The organism is Novimethylophilus sp., assembly GCF_036504375.1.
In the GTDB taxonomy this organism is placed as follows: domain Bacteria; phylum Pseudomonadota; class Gammaproteobacteria; order Burkholderiales; family Methylophilaceae; genus Novimethylophilus.
Genome location: NZ_DASXVH010000083.1, coordinates 1 through 19864 on the forward strand (window position 1 = coordinate 1; position 19864 = coordinate 19864).

A 19864-nucleotide genomic window follows, 5' to 3' on the forward strand; every position below is an offset into this window, starting at 1 on the left:
GTCGTCCACCCGACACTGGCGGCAGTACCACCCTTTTTCAGATCAGCCAACACTTTTTCACCCTGCTGCATGGCCAGTCTGGCCGCCTGCACATGCTTGAGCTTATCTTCGATGCCAGCCTTGACCTCGTCAAACGATTTCATGCTGGCTGCCCTTGCCTCGGCGACGCGCGCGGCGACAAGCGTATTGGGAGTAACTTCCACGGCTTCGGTATTGCGTTTTTCCTTGCGCACTTCGTCGGAAAAGATTTGGCCCGCCAGTTTGTCATTTTTGAAAAACTTGGCCGCATCTTCCCGCGACATCCAGTCGCTCTTCTGTATCTGCAGGTTATGCTCCTTCGCCGCCGGCTCCAAGCTGGCGGATTGCTCGTAAACGGTATTGCTGAAGGACTCCGCAGCCTCGGCGAATTTAGCAAGCGCCTTTTGGTACATCAGTTCGGCGCGGATCTGTCCGCGTACCTGGTCGAACGATTGTGCAGCGCCTTTCACTTCCATCAATTTGATTATGTGATAGCCGAACTCCGTCTCGACAGGATCGCTGATACTGCCCGGCGCCATGCCGAACACCGTATCCTCGAACGGCTTAACCATGAGGCCGCGCTTGATTGGGCCAAGATCGCCGCCATTTGCGGCTGAGCCGGGATCCTGAGAGTATTTCTTGGCCAAAACTGCAAATTTTTCCGGAGACTTCTTCGCCTCCGCCCATACTTCCTGCGCTTTTTTCTTGGCGGCAGCCTTGGCTGCCTCATCTTTACCGGCACCAAAGGCAATCAGGATATGGCTGGCACGACGCTCTTCGTCACCCTGGAACTTGGCAGCATTATCGTCATAAAACTTCTTGGCCTCCGCATCCGAAATCTGCATCGAAGCGATCAGGCTATTGGCGGAAAGCACAGCGAAATCAAGCTTCACCTGTTCCGGCACACGGAACTCGTCCTGATGTTTGTCATAATAGGCTTTCAGTTCGGCAGACTCGACCTTCGCCTGGCTCAGAAAGTCACCCGGACGGAAAGAATAAACGCTGACCTCGCGCAATTGATGCTGGACTCGCAGCGCATTATCCGCCACCGCATGCGGCGCGAATGCCAGCCGGGAAATGCTGTTGCGGACTTGCTGGGTAAGCAGGTCGCCACGCATGACCGCCTCGAAGCGGCTGGGAGTCAAGCCGTTGGCGGCAAGGATTTTGTCATACGCATCCTGCGAAAACTGTCCGTCCTTCTGGAATTCCGGCATGGTAATGATGGTCTTGGAGAGCTGCTCGTCGGAGATCGCATAACCGCCGCGCCTCACCTCCGCAGCCAGCAGGCGCGCATTGATAAGCTTGTCCAATACCGCGCTGCGCACCTCCGGATTTTCCATAAATCCGGCGTCGGCTTTCTCCTTCATGCTGTCGCGCAGTTCTTGCAGCGATTTGCTGAATTGCTGCACGGTGACGGATTCGCCATTTACCTTGGCCACGGCGACGTTAGAACCGGCCTGGCGCAAATAGGAATCGACACCCCACAACGCAAAAGGAACGGTAATCATTGCCAGGATGAGTTTGGCGATCCAGCTTTGTGAACGCTCGCGTATAGCTTCCAACATAGTAATTAAACCTCTGCAACCAGGAAGAGACGACAAAAGACGGAATTATGCCACAGCCATATGAGATACCGCGACAGAAGAATGCCAAACAAAAAGGCGAGCCGTTTGGCTCGCCTTTTTGTTTGGCGGAGTGGACGGGACTCGAACCCGCGACCCCCGGCGTGACAGGCCGGTATTCTAACCAACTGAACTACCACTCCAAAACTCTGGCACTCCAAAAACCGTTGGTTATGCTTTATGGTGGGTGCTGACGGGATCGAACCGCCGACATTCGCCTTGTAAGGGCGACGCTCTACCAGCTGAGCTAAGCACCCTTAACCCAATCAACAACAGCCCGCTAGTTTACAGCATCCTTGAGTGCTTTGCCAGCCCTGAATTTCGGGGAATTTGCAGCCTTAATCTTGATAGTGGCGCCAGTGCGCGGGTTACGGCCATTGCGGGCGGCGCGCTTGCCGACGTAGAAGGTACCGAAGCCGATCAGAGTTACCAAATCGCCCTTTTTGAGGGCTTTTGCGATTGCAGCGGTTGCAGCGTCAAGTGCACGACCAGCGGAGGCCTTGGATACATCGGCACCCTTGGCGATTTGATCGATGAGTTCAGACTTGTTCACGTGTAATCCCCTTTCCACATTGTTTGAGTGAATGGCAGGTAACCCTGCTACCAGCTTTATATCAAGCCGGAAAAGCCCGTGTCAAGCGTTTCCCGGCCATTTTGTGACATGAGGGGATTACATGTTGTTTTCTATCTAATGTTTAACCACGCCGGCGGGCTCATTTTGCGTTTCGACGGGAGTGATTGCCGGCACCGCCGTGGCATCGGCCAACGCCTCCGGAACGCGCTCAAGGGCTATTTGCAGCACGTCATCGATCCATTTCACGGGATGGATATCCAGGTGATTCTTGACGTTGTCCGGAATATCCACCAGGTCTTTCACGTTCTGCTGCGGGATCAATACCGTCTTGATGCCGCCGCGATGCGCCGCCAGCAGTTTCTCCTTGAGCCCGCCGATCGGCAACACTTCACCGCGCAGCGTGATTTCGCCGGTCATCGCCACATCCGCACGTACCGGAATGTTGGCCAGCACCGACACCAGAGCGGTGCAGATGGCGATACCGGCAGAGGGGCCATCCTTGGGCGTGGCGCCTTCCGGCAAGTGGATGTGGATGTCATTCTTCTCGTAGAAGTCCGCAGCGATGCCCAGCCGTTTTGCACGGCTGCGCACCACCGACATGGCCGCCTGGATCGACTCCTGCATCACTTCGCCCAGCTTGCCGGTGGTGATGGTCTTGCCCTTGCCCGGCATCGCAACCGTCTCTATCGTCAGCAGTTCGCCGCCCACCTCGGTCCAGGCCAGCCCGGTCACCTGACCGACCTGGTTTTCTTTGGTGGCAACACCGAAATCGTAACGGCGCACGCCGAGGTATTTATCCAGATTGCGCGGGCTGATAGTGACCTTGCGACCAGCCGTTTTCTTGCCTTTTGCGGTCAGCAACTCTTTGACCACCTTGCGGCAAATCTTGGAGATTTCGCGCTCCAGGCTGCGTACGCCGGCTTCTCGCGTGTAATAACGCACCACATCACGCACGGTAGCTTCGGAAATGGCGATTTCAGATTCTTTCAGACCATGAGTCTTAAGCTGCTTGGCCAGCAGATAGTTCATCGCGATGCTGACCTTCTCGTCCTCGGTATAGCCCGCCAGACGGATGATCTCCATGCGGTCCAGCAATGGCGCCGGAATATTCAGCGAGTTGGCCGTCGCCACGAACATCACGTCGGACAGGTCGTACTCCACTTCCACATAGTGGTCGGCAAAAGTATGGTTCTGCTCCGGGTCCAGCACTTCCAGCAAAGCCGAAGACGGGTCGCCGCGGAAATCCATGCCCATCTTGTCGACTTCGTCGAGCAGGAACAAGGGGTTTTTCACGCCGACCTTGGACATGCTTTGCAAGACCTTGCCGGGCATCGAGCCGATATAGGTGCGGCGATGGCCGCGAATCTCCGATTCGTCGCGCACGCCGCCCAGCGCCATGCGCACGAACTTGCGGTTGACTGCCTTGGCAATGCTGTGGCCGAGCGAGGTCTTGCCTACGCCGGGAGGCCCGACCAGGCACAGGATAGGTGCTTTCAGCTTGTCCACGCGCTGCTGCACGGCAAGGTATTCGATGATGCGTTCCTTGACCTTTTCCAAACCGAAATGATCGGCATCAAGCACCTTCTCGGCCGCCTCCAGATCCTTGCCGATCTTGGTTTTTTTCTTCCACGGCAGGCCGGTCAGCGTCTCGATATAATTGCGCACCACGGTGGCCTCGGCCGACATCGGCGACATCATCTTCAGCTTCTTCAGCTCGCTTTCCGCCTTGACCCGGGCGTCCCTGGGCATGCCGGCAGCCTTGATGCGGCGCTCCAGTTCGTCCATCTCGGCATTTTCGTCCTGCTCGCCCAATTCCTTCTGGATCGCCTTCACCTGTTCGTTCAGATAATACTCGCGCTGGCTTTTCTCCATCTGGCGCTTGACGCGGCCGCGGATGCGCTTTTCCACCTGCAGGATATCGAGCTCGGCCTCGAGCAGGCCCAATAGATGTTCCAGTCGCTTGGCGACATCGAACATCTCCAGAATCTTCTGCTTTTCTTCCAGCTTCAGTGAAAGGTGGGCAGTGATGGTGTCGGCAAGACGGCCGGCATCGTCAATACTAGCCAAGGACGTCAGGATTTCAGGCGGGATCTTCTTGTTGATCTTGACGTACTGGTCGAACTGGGCGAACACCGCGCGCATCAGCGCCTGCACTTCACTGTCTTCCGGCTCGCCAGGCGCGACCGGAGCGATCCGCGCAGCAAAACTGTCTTCACGTTCGACAAACTCCAGTACGCGTGCGCGACTGATCCCTTCCACCAGCACTTTTACCGTGCCATCGGGCAGTTTGAGCATCTGCAGGATAGTGGCCAGCGTACCGATTTCATACATATCCGCAGGGCCGGGCTCTTCCTGGTTGGCGGATTTCTGAGCTACCAGCAGAATCTGTTTGCCATTGTCCACCGCCAATTCCAAGGCGCGCACCGACTTGGCACGGCCGACAAACAGCGGAATGACCAGATGCGGATAAACCACTACATCCCGCAGCGGCAGCAGCGGCAGGAAATCGGCTTCGGTAATGGAATTCTGGCTGATTTCTTCGTTAGACATGCATGTGTCCTTCAGTCTGTAATATAAGCGGTGACTCAATCATAGAACATGATCTGTCACACACTCTAGCAAGTGGGGGCAGCGGCGGGCGAATCAAGCCCGCCGCTTATGATTTTTGATTATTTGCCAGACTCGACGCGTTTCGGCGCGTCGGAATAAATCAGGATAGGCGGATTTTCGCCCTTGATAACGCCTTCATCCACCACCACCTTGCTGACGTTGCTCATCGTCGGCAGGTCGAACATCACGTCGAGCAGTGCGTGTTCCATGATGGAGCGCAGGCCGCGCGCGCCGGTCTTGCGCTCCAGCGCCTTCTTGGAAATCATGCGCAAGGCCGAATCGCGGAATTCCAGTTCGACGCCTTCCATCTGGAACAGCTTCTGGAATTGGCGCGTCAATGCATTTTTCGGCTCCACCATGATCTGCATCAGTGCCGCTTCGTCAAGAGATTCCAGCGTCGCCACCGCAGGCAGGCGGCCGACAAATTCCGGGATCAGGCCGAACTTGATCAGGTCTTCCGGCTCGACATCGCGCAGCACGTCGCCGATGGCGCGCTGATCGTCCTTGCTCTTGACCTCGGCGCCGAAGCCGATGCCACCTTTCTCGGAACGCCGGCGGATGACTTTTTCCAGGCCGTCGAAAGCGCCGCCGCAGACGAACAGGATATTAGTGGTATCCAGTTGCACGAAGTCCTGGTTGGGATGCTTGCGGCCGCCCTGCGGCGGTACCGAGGCGATGGTGCCTTCGATCAGCTTGAGCAGAGCCTGCTGCACACCCTCCCCCGACACGTCGCGAGTGATCGACGGGTTGTCGGACTTGCGCGAAATCTTGTCTATTTCATCGATATAGACTATGCCGCGCTGCGCTTTTTCGACATCGTAGTCGCACTTTTGCAGCAGCTTCTGCATGATGTTCTCGACGTCCTCGCCGACATAACCGGCTTCGGTCAGCGTCGTCGCATCCGCCATTACGAACGGCACATCTAGCAAACGGGCCAGGGTCTGCGCCAGCAGCGTCTTGCCGGAGCCGGTCGGGCCGATCAGCAGGATATTGCTCTTGGCGATCTCGACGTCGTCCTTGCCCTTGCCGCCCTGGTCCAGCCGCTTGTAATGGTTGTAGACCGCAACGGAGAGAATCTTCTTGGCGCGCACCTGCCCGATCACGTACTGGTCGAGAATGTCGCAGATTTCCTTGGGGGTCGGCAGATTGTCGCGGCGCGTGCGCACGCCTTCTTCCTGCACTTCCTCGCGGATGATGTCGTTGCACAGGTCGACGCATTCGTCGCAGATAAAAACCGACGGACCGGCGATGAGCTTGCGCACTTCGTGCTGGCTTTTGCCGCAGAAGGAGCAGTAAAGCAGCTTTTCGCCATCGGATTTGCTAGTCATGAAACTTCCTTATTCGAACCGCTGATGTGAAAACATCTTATACAGCATCGGCACGCGTGCCAATAACTTTATCGACGATACCGTACTGGACCGATTGTTCGGCACTCATGAAATTGTCGCGATCGGTGTCCTTTTCGATCGTCGCCACCGGCTGGCCGGTATGCTTGGCCAGAATATCGTTGAGGCGGCTGCGCAGGAACAGGATTTCCTTGGCGTGGATTTCGATGTCTGAAGCCTGGCCCTGGAACCCGCCCATCGGCTGGTGAATCATCACGCGCGAATTGGGCAGGCAGTAGCGCTTGCCGGCTGCTCCCGCCGTCAGCAGCAAGGAGCCCATGCTGGCCGCCTGGCCGATGCACAGCGTGCTCACGTCGGGCTTGATGAACTGCATGGTGTCGTAGATCGCCATGCCGGCCGTGACTGATCCGCCGGGAGAATTGATGTAAAGGGAAATATCCTTGTCCGGATTCTCCGCTTCCAGGAACAGCAGTTGCGCGACGATCAGGTTGGCGGTCATGTCGTTGACCGGTCCGACCAGGAATACCACGCGCTCCTTGAGCAGGCGCGAGTAGATGTCGTAAGAGCGTTCGCCGCGACCGCTCTGCTCGATCACCATCGGGATATAACCCAATCCCTGCGGCTCCCACTGGCTTTGCATCATTTGGCGGTTCCCCGTGTTCATCAAGCTTGCTCCTTGCTCATCAGCTCGTCGAAGCTGGTTTTCTTGTCGGTGACCTTGGCGCGCTCCAGCACCCAGTTCACCACGTTTTCTTCCGTTGCCATCGCAGCCGGCTCGTTCAGGCGCTGGGCATCGGCGTAATACCAGTTGACGACCTCATCCGGCTGCTCGAAGCTCTTGGCATGCTCGTCGATCGCGGCACGAATCTGTTCCGGCTTGGCCTGCAGTTCGTTGGCGCGTACCAGTTCGACCAGAATCAGGCGCAGTTTGACGTTGCGCGCAGCCTGCTCTTCGAACATCGAAGGTTCCAGATTGACGCGGGAGAGGTCCACGCCGCGCTGTTGCAGGCCCTGCTGCGCAGCCTCCATCTGGCGGCCGGTTTCGATAGTGACCAGCGAGCGCGGCAACTCGACGTCGACCGCAGCCACCAGGCCGGACATCACCTGGGCCTTGACCGCAGCCTTGATGCGCTTGGCGATTTCCTGCTCCAGGCTTTCTTTAATTTCGGCGCGCATCTTGGCGACGTCGCCGTCCTCGACCCCGAGTTCACGGGCGAAACCGGCATCCACTTCCGGCAGCTTGGGTGCAGCCACGGCCACCACCTTGACTTCATAACTCGCGGTTTTTCCGGCCAGGTTGGCGTTGTGGTAATCGGCCGGGAAGGCCAAATCGAACTTGCGCGTCTCGCCAGCCTTGGCGCCGACCAGGTTGGTGTCGAAATCAGGCAATCTGCCTTGTTCGCCCAGCACCAGCGGAACGGTCTGGCCGGCGGTATTTTCCACCTGTTGGCCGTCGATTTCGGAGCTGAATTCGATCGTCACGCTATCGCCCATTTCAGCGCCGCGGCCGGCCGGCTCGAAAACCGCACGCTGCTTGCGCAACACGTCCACGGTCTTGTCCACATCAGCTTCGGCAACATTCAGCTTGGGTCGTTCAATTTCGACGCCGGAAAGATCGCCGATCTTCACTTCCGGAAAAATCTCAAAGGTAGCCACGTATTCGTAGTTGTCGGCGTTCTCGGCCAATGGCTTGGGTTCGATGCTGGGATAGCCGGCGACCTTCAATGCGTGCTGGTGCACCGCATCGCTGAAAGTCTCTTCGACCTTGCCGGAAATCACCTCCTGGCGTACTTGCGGGCCGTACTGCTGCACCACCATTTTGTACGGTACCTTGCCGGGGCGGAAACCGGCCATCTTGGCGGTGCGGGCGATATTGCCGAGACGCTTGCCGATTTCTTCCTCGATCGGCTGCATGGGCATGGCGACCGTCAAACGGCGTTCAAGGTTGCTGATGGTTTCAACGGTTGCTTGCATGTTCGGTTCCTTAAATCGAAAATCGCGACGTCAATTAAATCTCTGTCGCCGTTTTTTGAAACTTGCGATTCTAGCACGAAGATGCGCTGTCTATTCTGCCTTGTTGCGCATGAAATCTGCTACGCCCCACAACGCTTCAGCGGTTTTTATCATCAGCTTTTCCTCCACGCCGACTTCCTGCAATGCCCTGACCATGCAGTGCATCCACTGGTCGCGCTCGGCCTCGCCGATGACAAATGGCAGATGCCGGGCGCGCAACCTGGGGTGGCCGTAGCGCTCGATGTAAAGCTGCGGTCCGCCGGTCCAACCGGACAGGAACATGAATAATTTCTCTCGCGCCCGGGTGAGATCGGATGGATGCATCGCACGGATGCCGGCAGCCCTGGGGTCGCTATCCATGATGTCGTAAAAGCGCTCGACCAGATCGCGGATCTTCCCGGTGCCGCCCAAGGCCTCGTGCAGCGTGGTTTTCACTGCGGCGGCCTGCTCTTCGGGAGTTTTCAGCACACTCACCCCCTAACCGGCCGCACCTTGCCCGCGGCCGATTTTGCGCGGCTCCTGGCCTCATCGACATCGCGGCCGGTCGCCAGCGCCACGCCCATGCGGCGACGGGTAAAAGATTCCGGTTTGCCGAACAGCCGGATATCGGCTTGCGGTACGGCCAGCGCTTCCTCCACGCCCTCGAAGGCAATGCCGGCGGCGTCCATGCCGCCATAAATTACCGCAGAGGCTCCCGGCGCGCGCAAGCTGACGTCCACCGGCAGGCCGAGAATCGCGCGCGCGTGCAGTTCGAACTCCGACAGGCGTTGGCTCGCCATCGTCACCATGCCGGTATCGTGCGGCCGCGGGCTGACTTCGGAGAACCACACCTCATCGTCTTTGACGAACAGTTCCACGCCGAACAGTCCCAGACCACCCAGGCTGTCGGTGACGACACGGGCAATTTCGCGGCTGCACTCCAGCGCTTTCGCGCTCATCGGTTGCGGCTGCCAGCTTTCCACATAATCGCCCTTGACCTGCAAGTGGCCGATCGGTTCGCAGAAATGCGTTTCGATCCCGCCTGCGGCATTTTTCGCGCGTATTGTCAGCAAAGTGATTTCATAATCAAAATCGATCTGGCCTTCGACAATCGCCTTGCCCTTGTTGACGCGCCCGCCGGACGCTGCGTAGTCCCAGGCCGCAGCGACTTCCTGCGGGCCGGTGATACGCGACTGCCCCTTGCCGGAGGAAGACATCACCGGCTTGATGAAGCAGGGATAGCCGATGCCGCCGTCTATCGCCGCCTGCAACTGTTCCTGATTTTCGACAAAAGCGTAGGGAGAGGTGGGCAACGCGAGTTCTTCCGCGGCCAGGCGGCGTATGCCTTCGCGGTTCATCGTCAGTTGCACGGCCCGCACCGTGGGAATGACGGTGGCGAGTCCGGCCGCTTCGATCTCGGCCAGGGTTTCGGTGTTCAGCGCCTCGATTTCCGGCACGATCAGATGCGGCCGCTCCTGCTCCACCAGCGCACGTAAGGCGGCGCCGTCAGCCATGTTGATCACATGCGCGCGATGCGCGACCTGGTGGCCGGGGGCATTGGGGTAGCGGTCGACCGCGATGACTTCGACGCCCAGGCGCTGCAGCGCGATGATGACTTCCTTGCCCAATTCGCCGCTGCCGAGCAGCATGACGCGGGTAGCCGATGGGCTCAGGGGGGTGCCGATTTTCAATGAAAGCTCCAGCGTGAAATGCAGTGACGGTCGAATAGTGAAATGGTAACCCGTAAGGGGGGTACCCGTCACTATTCGACCGTCAACACACGCATTCTGATCCGTGCCCGCCGGCAGCACGGCCCGGTTTAATCGTTATCAGACTTGCCCGCACCGGCCGCGCCTTTGGGCTTGCCGAACTCATAAGTGACACCGACCCAGGCTGCGCGCGGCGCGGCGGGGGAACGGAACTGTTCGGGCACCCAGGTGTTTGCATTCGCGACGCTGGCTCCCGGCGCAAAGGCATTGGCGCCGATAACGCCGAAAGCCGAATATTCGCGATCGAAGATATTGTTGATCCTGGCGAACAGCTTCCAGTTCTCGTTGACGCTGTAACGCGTATCCAGATAGACGACGGTATAGCCCGGCACCTTGCCGCTACGGTCCCGGTTGTTCTCGTCGCCGCGCGCATACTGGCCGGACGCCGTCACGATGTTGCTGCCCACCGTCCATTCGGGGGTGATCTCGTAGCCCAGACGCAGCTTTAAGGTATGGCGCGGAATGCCGGGAATCTTGTTGCCCTTGTGCACGCAGATGGTATCCGCCGCAGCGGCGCCGCCGCAGTCGAAACCGGCAGCCGAGTTGGCGGCGCTGATCGAAGTGAACTGCGACTGGAAGGTGGCATCCGTGAATCCGTAATTTGCAGTAAAGCTGAATTTCTCCAGCTTGCCGTTCAAGCCCAGTTCCAGCCCCTGGCGGCGGGTCTTACCGACATTGGCAAAAAAGCCGTTGGCTGCGCCGCTGGTGGTGATGAACAGGATGTCATTGTCGTTTTCCGTGCGGTACAGTGCCATGTTCCAACCCAAGCCGTGGCCCAGGCTGCCGCGCGCACCGCCCTCCCAGGTGCGTGACACCACCATCTGCAAGTGCGGGTCGGACACAAACGCATTGGGCAAGGCGCAAGGGTTATTCTTGTCGGCGCAGGAAAGCTCCACCGGCGTCGCCGCGCGCATGCCCTCGTTATAGGCGCCGTAGAAGCCGATCGCCTTACTGGGGTTGAAGTTGAGACCGATCGCCGGGTTGAAGCGGCTGTAGCGGTGGTTGCCGCTGAGATCGGTGCCCGCATTGAGGTTGGCGCCGGACAGCTTGATTTTGGCGATATTGTAGCGGCCGGACAGCGTCAGGTGCAGCATGTCGTTGAACGAGAACGTATCGGTCGCATATAGCCCATAGTAGTCGTTGCGCGTTTTCAGGCGCACCGTCGGCAGGAAATTCGGGTTGGCAGGATCGGCCACGGTCTGGCGCTCGGCGGTAACGATGGCCTGCTGCGTATCGCTGCGGAAATCCACCCGGCCCAGATCGACACTGGCGCCGGCGGTAAACTGGTTATGATGCCCGGCCAGGTCGCCCAGCAAGGTCAGCTGCAGCGCGCCGCCGAAGCCATCCTGATCGGTGGTGCTGGCAATGTTCCGCGCCTCGACCACGCCCGCCAGATCGCCCACCAGATTGCTGTTGAAACCGACAATGCGATTCGCCCGGTAATAAACATTTGCCGCCACCAGCTTGTCGTCGGCGAGGAAATGGCTGCCTTTCAGCGTCACCATGCCCAAGTTGTTACCGATGTTGTCCGGCCAGGAATACGCCTGCCGGCGCTTGTTCCACATCGAAAGCGGCAGCGCCTGTGTGCCGTTCAAATCGGTGTCGGCGAACATGACGGACAAATCGAGGTCGCTGGTGTCGTTCTGCCAACCCACCTTGCCGAACAGCTGGTTGACATCGCTCGGCGAATGGTCGCGCCAGCCGTCTTCATGGAAGGCATTGCCGGCAACGTAATAATCCACGCTGCCCTGCTTGTCGCCATATTCCGCCTCCAGCGCACGCCGTCCCCAGGAACCGCCGGACGCGGTCACGGCCAATCCGGGAAAATCCGAGCCGCTCTTGGTGTGGATCGACAATGCCCCACCCAGGGTATTCAGGCCGAACAGCGGATTGGACCCCGGAATCAGGTTGATGCTGGCAATGGCATTGGATGGGATCAAATCCCAATTGACGATATCGCCGAACGGCTCGTTGACCCGCACGCCATCCATGAACACGGACAGGCCTTGCGGCGTTCCAAGCAATGGCGAAGCTGCGAACCCGCGGAAATAAACGTCCGCCTGATAAGGATTGGCAACCGTATTATTAATGGTCACCGACCCCAGGTTGGCGTCGATGAGCTCGGAAACATCGAGGTTGTGCTGCTCTGCAATCGCCTTGGAAGAGGCAGCCTGCACATTGGCCGGCACCTGGTCGATGGAAGTGCCGACGCTGGGCAAAGGCGTGGTGCTGACCACCTCCACCGTGCCGGTTTCCAGAATCTCGGCCTTGTTGGCGGCATAGGCTTGGGAATGGACGGAAACAACGCCTGCGACCGCAACCACCAGCGACTTCAATCTTGCCTGATACATAAACTCCCCTTAGTCCGAATACCGCCAACGCAACGGCGTGCTTTACCAAAATTAACGAGACTGTAGCAAAACGGTATTTGCGGGACACTAGGAAAAATTCCCGATCTGTCGGCAACGTTTTCATTCCCGTCATGCAAACGCTATAGTTCGCAGAGCACATAACGAAAGAAAACCGCATTGAGCCTCAAACTTCGCCTCAACCTGATCATCACCGGGCTGCTGCTGCTCATCATGCTGGCCGGAGCGATCCTGACCCTCAGCAATGCGAGGCAGAACGCGCGCGCCGAGGTCGCCTCAGCGGAAAAACTGGCGCTTTATCTGTTCGATACCGCCATTCTCAGCAATCCCGACCCGATCCTGAAACGGATCGATAGCCGCCCCTTCCAGCTGCAACGCCTCAATCACATGCGCCACCTGAGGATAGAATTGCAAGATACCGCTGGCCATACGCTCGACAGCAATCAAACGGAAAGCGGCCACAAATTCCGCAGCGAAGCGCCCGCATGGTTTGAAGACCTGCTGGACACGGTGACGCCGCGATGGGAGTCCACGGCACGCAAAATAGAATATCAAGGCCAGGCGATCGGCGAATTGGTCATCACCCCGGACCCCACTTATGAATACGCCGAAATATGGAAACAGATTACCGACTTGCTGGTGCTGGCTTCCATCTTCTTCGTGGCCGTGAACCTGATGATTTCATGGGCCGTCGGACAGGCGCTGAAGCCCACAGAAAAGATATTGATCGCATTGAACGAACTGGAACGCGGAAACTTGAAAGCCCGGCTGCCATTGTTCGACCTCCCAGAACTGGCGCGCATCGGGCAGAAATTCAACCGCATGGTGGAGACCCTGGAGCAAAGCATCTCGCGCAACCACAGGCTGTCGCAGCAATTGATCACCTTGCAGGAGGAAGAAAGAAAAAGCCTGGCGCGCGACCTGCACGACGAGTTCGGGCAATGCCTGACGGCCATCCACACCGACGCCACCGTCGTACTGCAGCAGGCGGAAAGCAAATATCCGGAAATCCGCGATAGCGCGGCTGCGATCTCGCAGCTATCGCGTCACCTCATGGACCTGGTCGGCGGCCTGCTGCAGCGGCTGCGCCCCGGCATACTGGACGAACTCGGCCTGGCTGCGGCGGTGCAGGATCTGGTCGAAACCTGGCAGGCGCGCCATGCGAAAGTGGCGTGCACATTGGCCATCGAAGATATTCCCGATAGCTTCGATGAAGCCGCCGAAGTTACCGCCTACCGCCTGGTGCAGGAATGCCTGACCAATATTTCCCGGCACGCGGCCGCGTCTTCGGTAGACATCCATGCCGCTTCCGAGGCCAGCGAAGGGCAAAGGGGTTTACGGATCAGCGTGCGCGACGACGGCAAAGGCTTCGAGGCGAACCATGCGGATGGGCTGGGCTTGCCAGGCATGCGCGAGCGCGTCGAAGGCCTGGGCGGAGAGCTCCTGCTCGAAACCAGCCCCGGCCGCGGCACCCGGATATCGGCGTGGATTCCCATAAAGGGCAGATCATGACCGGCGCGTTCCCGGTCCGCATCATGTTGGTCGACGACCACGCCGTCGTGCGTTCCGGCATCCGGCGCCTCTTGGAGCAGCATGCGGGGTTCGTCGTGATCGCCGAAGCGGAGAGCGGCGAACGCGCCTATCAGCTGTTCGGCGAGCACTTGCCGGACATTGCGGTGATGGACCTGACGATGCCCGGCATGGGCGGCATGGAAGCCATACGCAGGATCATTGCCCGTTATCCGGCAGCCAGATTGCTGGTGCTGTCGATGCACGAAAACGCCGCCTTCGCCAACCAGGCGTTGAAAGCCGGCGCCCAAGGCTATCTGGCCAAAAACAGCCTGGCGGAAGAACTGGTCGATGCGCTCGAGGCCATCATCAAAAACCAGACCTACATCAGTTCCGGCATCGCCAGGAAAATTGCGTTGCAAAGCCTGGATAACAAGGGCGACCCGATGCAACAGCTATCCGCCAGGGAATTCGAAATTTTCCGCATGCTGGCGGAAGGGCTGGACAGCGACGGGATCGCCGCAGCGCTCAAGATCAGCAGCAAGACCGTCGCCAACTACCAGACCACGATCAAACAAAAGCTCGGCATCGGCAGCCCGGTCGAGATGGTGAGATTGGCCATTCGCTGCGGGCTGATCGAAAGCTGAGCCGCGGTCTGTTTTGGACCAGAACAGCCTCTAAACACTGTTCAATATCCGCTGCGACGGCAGGTTCATCGTGCCGCGCAAATCCAGCCAGGCGGCGAACGGAATAATCGCCAGCGCGCTTCCCGTGCCCCATGCCAGCAGCGAGGCATCGAAAGTATATGGGATATCCAGGGCATAGCGGCTGACGGCCCAGCCCAGCACGCCGGCGCCGAACGCCGCCACCAGCCCGGCCAGCAGCGCGACCAGGGCGAATTCCGTCAGCACCGCCGCCACCACCTGGCACCGCCGCGCGCCCAGCACCCGCAGCAACGTATATTCCAGCTTCCGTGCATCCTGGGTGGCGGACAGCGCCGCATACAGCACCAGCATGCCGGCCGCGAGACAGAAACCGAACACGAACTGCACCGCATAGGCCATGCGGTTCATCATGCTGCGCACCTGGGCCAAGATCGCGACGACGTCAATGATCGTGACGTTTGGAAAAGCCTTGACCATGCGGTTGAGCATATCCTCGCGCGGCGGCGGCAGGTAAAAGCTGGTGATGTAGCTGGCCGGGAAGCGTTCCAGCGTGCCGGGCGGCGCGACCGCGAAAAAATTGGCGCGCATCGAATCCCATTCCACCTTGCGCAGGTTGGCGATGCGCAACTTGATGGTTTCGCCGGCAATGTCATAGGTCAGCCAATCGCCGAGATGCAACCCCAGCGTTTCCGCGATGCCTTGTTCCAGCGACAGCAGCGGCTGTCCGGTTTCTTCCGCCGTCCACCAGCGGCCGGCGACGATGCGGTTGTCGGTCTGCATCTGCGCGGCCCAGGACAGGTTGAACTCGCGCTCGGTGAGGTGCCGCGCTCTTTCATCGAATCCGGAAACATCCAGCGGCTTCCCGTTCACGGCTATCAAGCGCCCTTTGATCATGGGCTGCAGGGGCGGCGGCGGCATCCGTTCCTGTTGAAAAAACGCTTGCAGCGCGGAACGCTGGTCGGCCTGAATATTGATGGTGAAGCGGTTGGGCGCATCCGGCGGCAGCGTCGACTGCCAGTTGCGCAGCAGGTCGCCGCGCACCAGCGTCAGCAGCAGCAAGGCCGTCAGCCCCAGGCTGAACCCGGCCACGGTCGAGATGCTGGCGGCCGGATGGCGCGCCAGGTTGACCGCGCCGAAGCGCCAGGAACCGGTCTGGCTGCGCCCCAGCCGGCGCAGCAGCCGCATCGCCCCCCAGGCCAGCAGCGCAGCCAGCGCAAGGAAACCGCACAGTCCGCCCACTACGATCGCGCCCAGCTTGACCTCCTGGGCCGTCCACAACACCAGGGCGGCTATCATCAGCCCAGCCGGCAGAAATGTTAGCCAGCGCGAGACCGTGGGCAGCGGCAGGTCGCTGCGCAGCACGCGCAATGCCGGCACGTCGCGCAATCTTGCCAATAGCGGCCAGACCACGCCCAGCAATACCGCAAGACCGGTCAGCATCCCCTGCAATGCCGGCAGCGGCGAGGGCGGCGGCAGGCCTTCCAGCAGCATGCCGCCCAGCAGGCGGCTTAAGCCTTCCTGCGCCAGATAGCCGAGCATGCAACCGGCAAGCCCGCCCAGCAGCCCGACCAGCAACAGTTGCAGAAGATGGACGCGTACGATGAATCCCTGCGACGCACCCAGACAGCGCATCACCGCGCAAGCGTCCAGATTGCGCGTGACGAAGCGCATCCCGGCCAGCGCCATCGCCACTGCCGCCAGGATCACGCTGGCCATCGCCGACAGGCCGAGAAACTGGCGTGCCTTGGTTAATGCGTTCCTGATTTCCGGGCGGGCATCGCTCACCTGTTCCAGCCTTTCGCCGCGCTGCAGGCGGGAAGCCAGCCAAATACGATAATCTTCCACCGGCTTTTCCGCGCCCGCCACCAGCAAGCGATAGGAAACCCGGCTGCCGAACTGGATCAGGCCGGTCCCCGGCACATCGCCGCGATGCATCATCAGGCGCGGTGCGATGCTGAACATGTCGCCGCCGCGGTCAGGCTCGAAACGCAATATTGCCGAAACCGTAAAACAACGTTCGCCCAATTTGACGGCATCCCCCACCGCGATGCCCAACTGGCCGAGCAAGCGCGGCTCGACCCACACCGTGCCTGCAGCAGGCACCCTGGCGGTTTCGCCCATCGGTGCGGATGATGAGGCCGCAATACGCAGATGTCCGCGCAACGGATAGCGTTCGTCCACCGCCTTTATCTCGGCCAAGTGGCTCTCCGTACCGTGCGTCGCCATGCTGGGGAACAACATGGTCTGCGCTACCGCCAGCCCCCGGCGCTTGGCCTCCTGCCTGTAGCTGTCGGCCAACGGATGATCGGAAACCAGGGCCAGATCGGCCGCCAGCAACAGATTGCTTTGCCGCGCCAGCACCGACTGCACGCGATCGGTAAAGAACCCTACCGCGCTCACCGCCGCCACTGCGACCACCAGCGCAAGCGCCAGTATCCGCAGCTCACCGGCGCGCCAATTGCGCTTGCACAAACGCCAGACGAAACTCATGCTGTTCATATCAGCCTGCCGCCTTCCAGCTTCAATGTCCTGCCGCAGCGATCAGCCAGCGCCGCATCGTGGGTGACCAGCACCAGCGTCGTTCCCGCCTCGCGGTTCAGCTCGAACAGCAGGTCGATGATGCGTTCGCCGGTAGCGCTGTCGAGGTTGCCGGTGGGTTCGTCGGCCAGCAATAATTTCGGTCCGGGCGCGAACGCGCGTGCGATCGCCACGCGCTGCTGCTCGCCGCCGGACAACTGGTTGGGGGTATGGGAGAGCCGCCGCTCTAGGCCGACGCGCCGCAGCGCCGCAAGCGCCTGCCCGGCAGCGTCCGCCCTGTTCGCCAGTTCCAGCGGCAGCAGCACGTTCTCCAGCGCGGTAAAGGCCGGCAGCAATTGGAACGACTGGAACACGAACCCGATCTCGCGCCCCCGCAGCACTGCCCGCCCGTCTTCATTCAGCTGGTCCAGCGCCACGCCGTTGATCCGCACCTGCCCCGCGCTGGGAACATCCAGGCCGGCCAGCAGTCCCAGCAGCGTGGATTTTCCGGACCCGGAGGCGCCGACGATGGCCAGCGTCTCCCCCGCTTCCACCATCAGATCCAGCGCATGCAGTATCGTCAGCGGCCCTTCGCTGCTGGTAACATGCTTGGAAAGTTGTTTCGCTTCAATGACTGGAGTCGGCATGAGGTTCAAATCATGGTTGTTAATGGCGTCGATGTTACTGTCCCAGGCGGCAATGGCAAGCCAGACCGTGCTGGTATTCGGCGACAGCCTGTCCGCCGCTTACGGCATCCAGCGCGAATCCGGCTGGGTCAGCCTGCTGGAGAAAAAACTGGCGCAGGAAAAGCCGGGCTATCGCGTCGTCAATGCCAGCGTCAGCGGTGAAACCAGCAGCGGCGGCTTGCGTCGCATCGGGCAGGCGCTGGCCGAGCATAAACCCTCCATCGTAATCCTGGAACTCGGCGCCAACGACGGCCTGCGCGGCCTGCCGGCCGGCGAGATGCAGCAGAACCTGGCCGAGATCATCCGGCAAAGCCGCAACGCCAAGGCCCGCGTGCTGCTGGTCGGCATGAAAATTCCGCCGAATTACGGCCTCGACTACACCAGGACCTTCGGCGAAACTTATTCCACGCTGGCGAAAAAACTCAAAACTCCGCTGGTGCCGTTTCTGCTGGCGGATGTAGCAGGCAACCCGGCGCTGACCCAGTCCGATGGCCTGCATCCGGTAGCCGCAGCGCAGCAGCGCCTGCTGGAGAACGTCTGGCCTTTCCTAAAACCGCTGCTTTAGAGACGTTCTTAACCACTCCACAACCAGTCCGGACTCGCCGGCCTGCGCCTGCCATTCGCAGGCGACGCCCAGCCCTGCCACCGCCACCAGCGCCTCGCCGTGCCAGATGAATGGCATGCGGCCTCGCTCCCACGGCGGCACCCCGGCTTCCTGCCACAGATTTTTCAGATTGCGCGTGGGGCGGCCGCAATCGGTCTGCAAGCGTTCCCCGCCGGTACGGCTGCCGATCACCAGGGTTTGCTCAATGCGCGCCAAAGCAATGCCTTTCCCTATCACTTTCCGCAATGCCAGCCGGCCGCCATTGGGCAGTCCGACGAAATCTTCGCCATGCCACTCGATACGATAGGGCTGCATCTTGCCTTCGTGCTCGATATAAGCGGTTTCGCGGTAACGGCGTAGTGTCGCCTCGCCGAGCGTGCATTCGACCTGGGCATTGGCCTGGGCGGTGCAGAGCTGGTTCCGGATATTGTGCAGGCGCGCCGTGCTGGTGCTAAGCCCGGTTTCGGCCGTGATCCACCAGCGCAGAAGATTGACGGCGCGCTCGAACGACAGGCTTTTCAGAAAAGCGAGGTCGAGGCGCCCTTCATGCACGCCTTGTTCGGCATCGGCACAGGCGATTTGTTCCAGCAACCCGGCGGCTTCCGCCAGATGCGCAGCCGAGCGCGCCAAGGTCGCGCGGCAGTTGGGGAAGCGCTGTTCCAGTTCCGGCAAAACATGCTGCCGCAGAAAATTGCGGTCGAAGGCCAGGTCGAGATTGCTTTCGTCTTCTATCCACTCCAGCGCATGGGATTGCGCATATTCCAGCAGTTCCGCACGCGAGACGTCCAGCAACGGACGCAGGATGCTCTTTCTCCCCTGATCGCCGATCGCCGATTGCTGATCGCTTTTCACCCCCATCGCCGCCAGCCCTTTCACCCCCGCGCCGCGCAACAGTTGCAACAACAGGGTTTCCGCCTGGTCGTCACGGTGATGCGCGAGCACGACCGCATCGGCATTCTGCGCCAGCAGCGCGCGATAGCGCGCTTCGCGCGCCGCGGCTTCCAGCCCCAGGCCGGAATCGCGCGGGACGTCCACTTCTATCGCAGAAAAAGGTATGTCCTCGCCGGCGCAAAGATTTGCGCAGAAATCTGCCCAGGTACCGGCATTGGGGCTGATGCGATGATTAACGTGGGTGGCGGAGAGCCGGAAATCCAGCTGTTGGCGTGCGGCAACCAGCAGGTGCAGCAGCACGCGGGAATCCAGTCCACCGCTCAGTCCCAGCAGCAGGTGCCGACCGGGGGCTGAATGCTGCTGCAGAAAACTGACGAGACGTGCGGCCAGATCAGCGCGCGGGCGCTTCCTTGAATTTGCCATAGCTCATCAGCCGATCAAAGCGCTCCTGTAACACCTCGTCCATGGATTTGCCCTGGAACTGGCGCAACGTATCGGTCAATACCTTGCGCAGCGTCTGCATCATCGCTTCATGGTCGCGGTGGGCGCCGCCCAGGGGTTCGTTGACGATGCGGTCGATGAGGCCGAAGGTTTTCAGGCGGCTGGCGGTGATCGCCAGTGTTTCTGCGGCTTCGGCGGCCTTGTCTGCGCTTTTCCATAAAATCGAGGCGCAGCCTTCCGGCGAAATGACC

At 60.1% G+C, this 19864-nt stretch carries 15 protein-coding genes, 2 tRNA genes and 1 pseudogene; 3 read left to right on the plus strand and 15 right to left on the minus strand.

All coding sequences use genetic code 11. The annotated features are described in order from the left end of the window. From VGK14_RS11925 to VGK14_RS11975, 11 genes are all read right to left on the minus strand, one after another. On the minus strand, positions 1–1583 hold a 1583-nt coding region (locus tag VGK14_RS11925), incomplete at its 3' end, for a SurA N-terminal domain-containing protein (RefSeq protein WP_331509313.1). Between the two features lie 123 nt (positions 1584–1706). Beyond that, positions 1707–1783: transfer RNA gene (locus VGK14_RS11930), tRNA-Asp, on the minus strand. A gap of 38 nt (positions 1784–1821) precedes the next feature. Continuing rightward, a tRNA-Val gene (locus tag VGK14_RS11935) sits at positions 1822–1897 on the minus strand. A 23-nt stretch (positions 1898–1920) separates the two neighbouring features. Next, the gene (locus VGK14_RS11940) at positions 1921–2193 is read right to left on the minus strand and encodes an HU family DNA-binding protein (protein ID WP_331509314.1); all 273 of its coding nucleotides are present in this window, start codon (positions 2191–2193) and stop codon (positions 1921–1923) included. 135 nt (positions 2194–2328) lie between these two features. Continuing rightward, positions 2329–4764 carry an endopeptidase La gene (lon, locus tag VGK14_RS11945; RefSeq protein ID WP_331509315.1) on the minus strand — a complete coding sequence of 812 codons (2436 nt, stop codon included), beginning with the start codon at positions 4762–4764 and terminating at the stop codon, positions 2329–2331. A 119-nt stretch (positions 4765–4883) separates the two neighbouring features. Next, positions 4884–6152, minus strand: coding sequence for an ATP-dependent Clp protease ATP-binding subunit ClpX (gene clpX, locus VGK14_RS11950; protein WP_331509316.1), 1269 nt, complete (start codon positions 6150–6152; stop codon positions 4884–4886). Positions 6153–6189: 37 nt separating this feature from the next. Further along, positions 6190–6834 (minus strand): ATP-dependent Clp endopeptidase proteolytic subunit ClpP, encoded by a 645-nt coding sequence (gene clpP, locus VGK14_RS11955; protein ID WP_331509317.1) that lies wholly within the window; start codon positions 6832–6834, stop codon positions 6190–6192. After that, the gene (gene tig / locus VGK14_RS11960; RefSeq protein WP_331509318.1) at positions 6834–8144 is read right to left on the minus strand and encodes a trigger factor; all 1311 of its coding nucleotides are present in this window, start codon (positions 8142–8144) and stop codon (positions 6834–6836) included. Before tig ends, clpP begins: the two co-directional genes overlap by 1 nt. Positions 8145–8234: 90 nt before the next feature. Continuing rightward, complete coding sequence (locus VGK14_RS11965) at positions 8235–8648, minus strand: group II truncated hemoglobin (RefSeq protein WP_331509326.1); 414 nt, start codon at positions 8646–8648, stop codon at positions 8235–8237. Positions 8649–8653: 5 nt separating this feature from the next. After that, positions 8654–9853 (minus strand): formate-dependent phosphoribosylglycinamide formyltransferase, encoded by a 1200-nt coding sequence (purT, locus tag VGK14_RS11970; protein WP_331509319.1) that lies wholly within the window; start codon positions 9851–9853, stop codon positions 8654–8656. Between the two features lie 128 nt (positions 9854–9981). Next, positions 9982–12282, minus strand: a complete 2301-nt coding sequence (locus tag VGK14_RS11975) for a TonB-dependent receptor (protein ID WP_331509320.1) — start codon at positions 12280–12282, stop codon at positions 9982–9984. A gap of 177 nt (positions 12283–12459) precedes the next feature. Between VGK14_RS11975 and VGK14_RS11980 the strand changes: the two genes are divergently transcribed. Further along, a complete protein-coding gene (locus VGK14_RS11980; RefSeq protein ID WP_331509321.1) occupies positions 12460–13812 on the plus strand; it encodes an ATP-binding protein in 1353 nt (450 codons plus the stop codon). A 23-nt stretch (positions 13813–13835) separates the two neighbouring features. Next, positions 13836–14456 carry a response regulator gene (locus VGK14_RS11985; RefSeq protein ID WP_414691721.1) on the plus strand — a complete coding sequence of 207 codons (621 nt, stop codon included), beginning with the start codon at positions 13836–13838 and terminating at the stop codon, positions 14454–14456. 30 nt (positions 14457–14486) lie between these two features. On the opposite strand, the gene VGK14_RS11990 is transcribed toward VGK14_RS11985, so the two are convergent. Next, on the minus strand, positions 14487–16964 hold the full coding sequence (locus VGK14_RS11990; protein ID WP_331509322.1) for an ABC transporter permease: 2478 nt from the start codon (positions 16962–16964) through the stop codon (positions 14487–14489). Positions 16965–16969: 5 nt separating this feature from the next. Beyond that, entirely contained in the window at positions 16970–17638 is a 669-nt protein-coding gene (locus VGK14_RS11995; RefSeq protein ID WP_331509323.1) for an ABC transporter ATP-binding protein, read from the minus strand. On the opposite strand from VGK14_RS11995, the gene VGK14_RS12000 reads away from it, so the two are divergent. Continuing rightward, positions 17637–18242, plus strand: a complete 606-nt coding sequence (locus VGK14_RS12000) for an arylesterase (protein WP_331509324.1) — start codon at positions 17637–17639, stop codon at positions 18240–18242. The genes VGK14_RS11995 and VGK14_RS12000 overlap by 2 nt on opposite strands. Here VGK14_RS12000 and tilS read toward each other — a convergent pair. Continuing rightward, on the minus strand, positions 18225–19595 hold the full coding sequence (tilS, locus tag VGK14_RS12005; protein ID WP_331509325.1) for a tRNA lysidine(34) synthetase TilS: 1371 nt from the start codon (positions 19593–19595) through the stop codon (positions 18225–18227). The genes VGK14_RS12000 and tilS overlap by 18 nt on opposite strands. Continuing rightward, a pseudogene (locus tag VGK14_RS12010) lies at positions 19564–19864 on the minus strand (acetyl-CoA carboxylase carboxyl transferase subunit alpha); the annotation flags it as partial. The gene tilS and the pseudogene VGK14_RS12010, both read right to left, overlap by 32 nt.

Excerpts from the sequence above, each read along its gene's own strand:
- lon (WP_331509315.1), bottom strand. The coding sequence starts at position 4,764 with ATGTCTAACGAAGAAATCAGCCAGAATTCCATTACCGAAGCCGATTTC.
- clpX (WP_331509316.1), bottom strand. The coding sequence starts at position 6,152 with ATGACTAGCAAATCCGATGGCGAAAAGCTGCTTTACTGCTCCTTCTGC.
- clpP (WP_331509317.1), bottom strand. The coding sequence starts at position 6,834 with ATGAACACGGGGAACCGCCAAATGATGCAAAGCCAGTGGGAGCCGCAG.
- tig (WP_331509318.1), bottom strand. The coding sequence starts at position 8,144 with ATGCAAGCAACCGTTGAAACCATCAGCAACCTTGAACGCCGTTTGACG.
- VGK14_RS11975 (WP_331509320.1), bottom strand. The coding sequence starts at position 12,282 with ATGTATCAGGCAAGATTGAAGTCGCTGGTGGTTGCGGTCGCAGGCGTT.
- VGK14_RS11985 (WP_414691721.1), top strand. The coding sequence starts at position 13,836 with ATGTTGGTCGACGACCACGCCGTCGTGCGTTCCGGCATCCGGCGCCTC.
- VGK14_RS11990 (WP_331509322.1), bottom strand. The coding sequence starts at position 16,964 with ATGAGTTTCGTCTGGCGTTTGTGCAAGCGCAATTGGCGCGCCGGTGAG.
- VGK14_RS12000 (WP_331509324.1), top strand. The coding sequence starts at position 17,637 with ATGAGGTTCAAATCATGGTTGTTAATGGCGTCGATGTTACTGTCCCAG.
- VGK14_RS11995 (WP_331509323.1), bottom strand. The coding sequence starts at position 17,638 with ATGCCGACTCCAGTCATTGAAGCGAAACAACTTTCCAAGCATGTTACC.
- tilS (WP_331509325.1), bottom strand. The coding sequence starts at position 19,595 with ATGGCAAATTCAAGGAAGCGCCCGCGCGCTGATCTGGCCGCACGTCTC.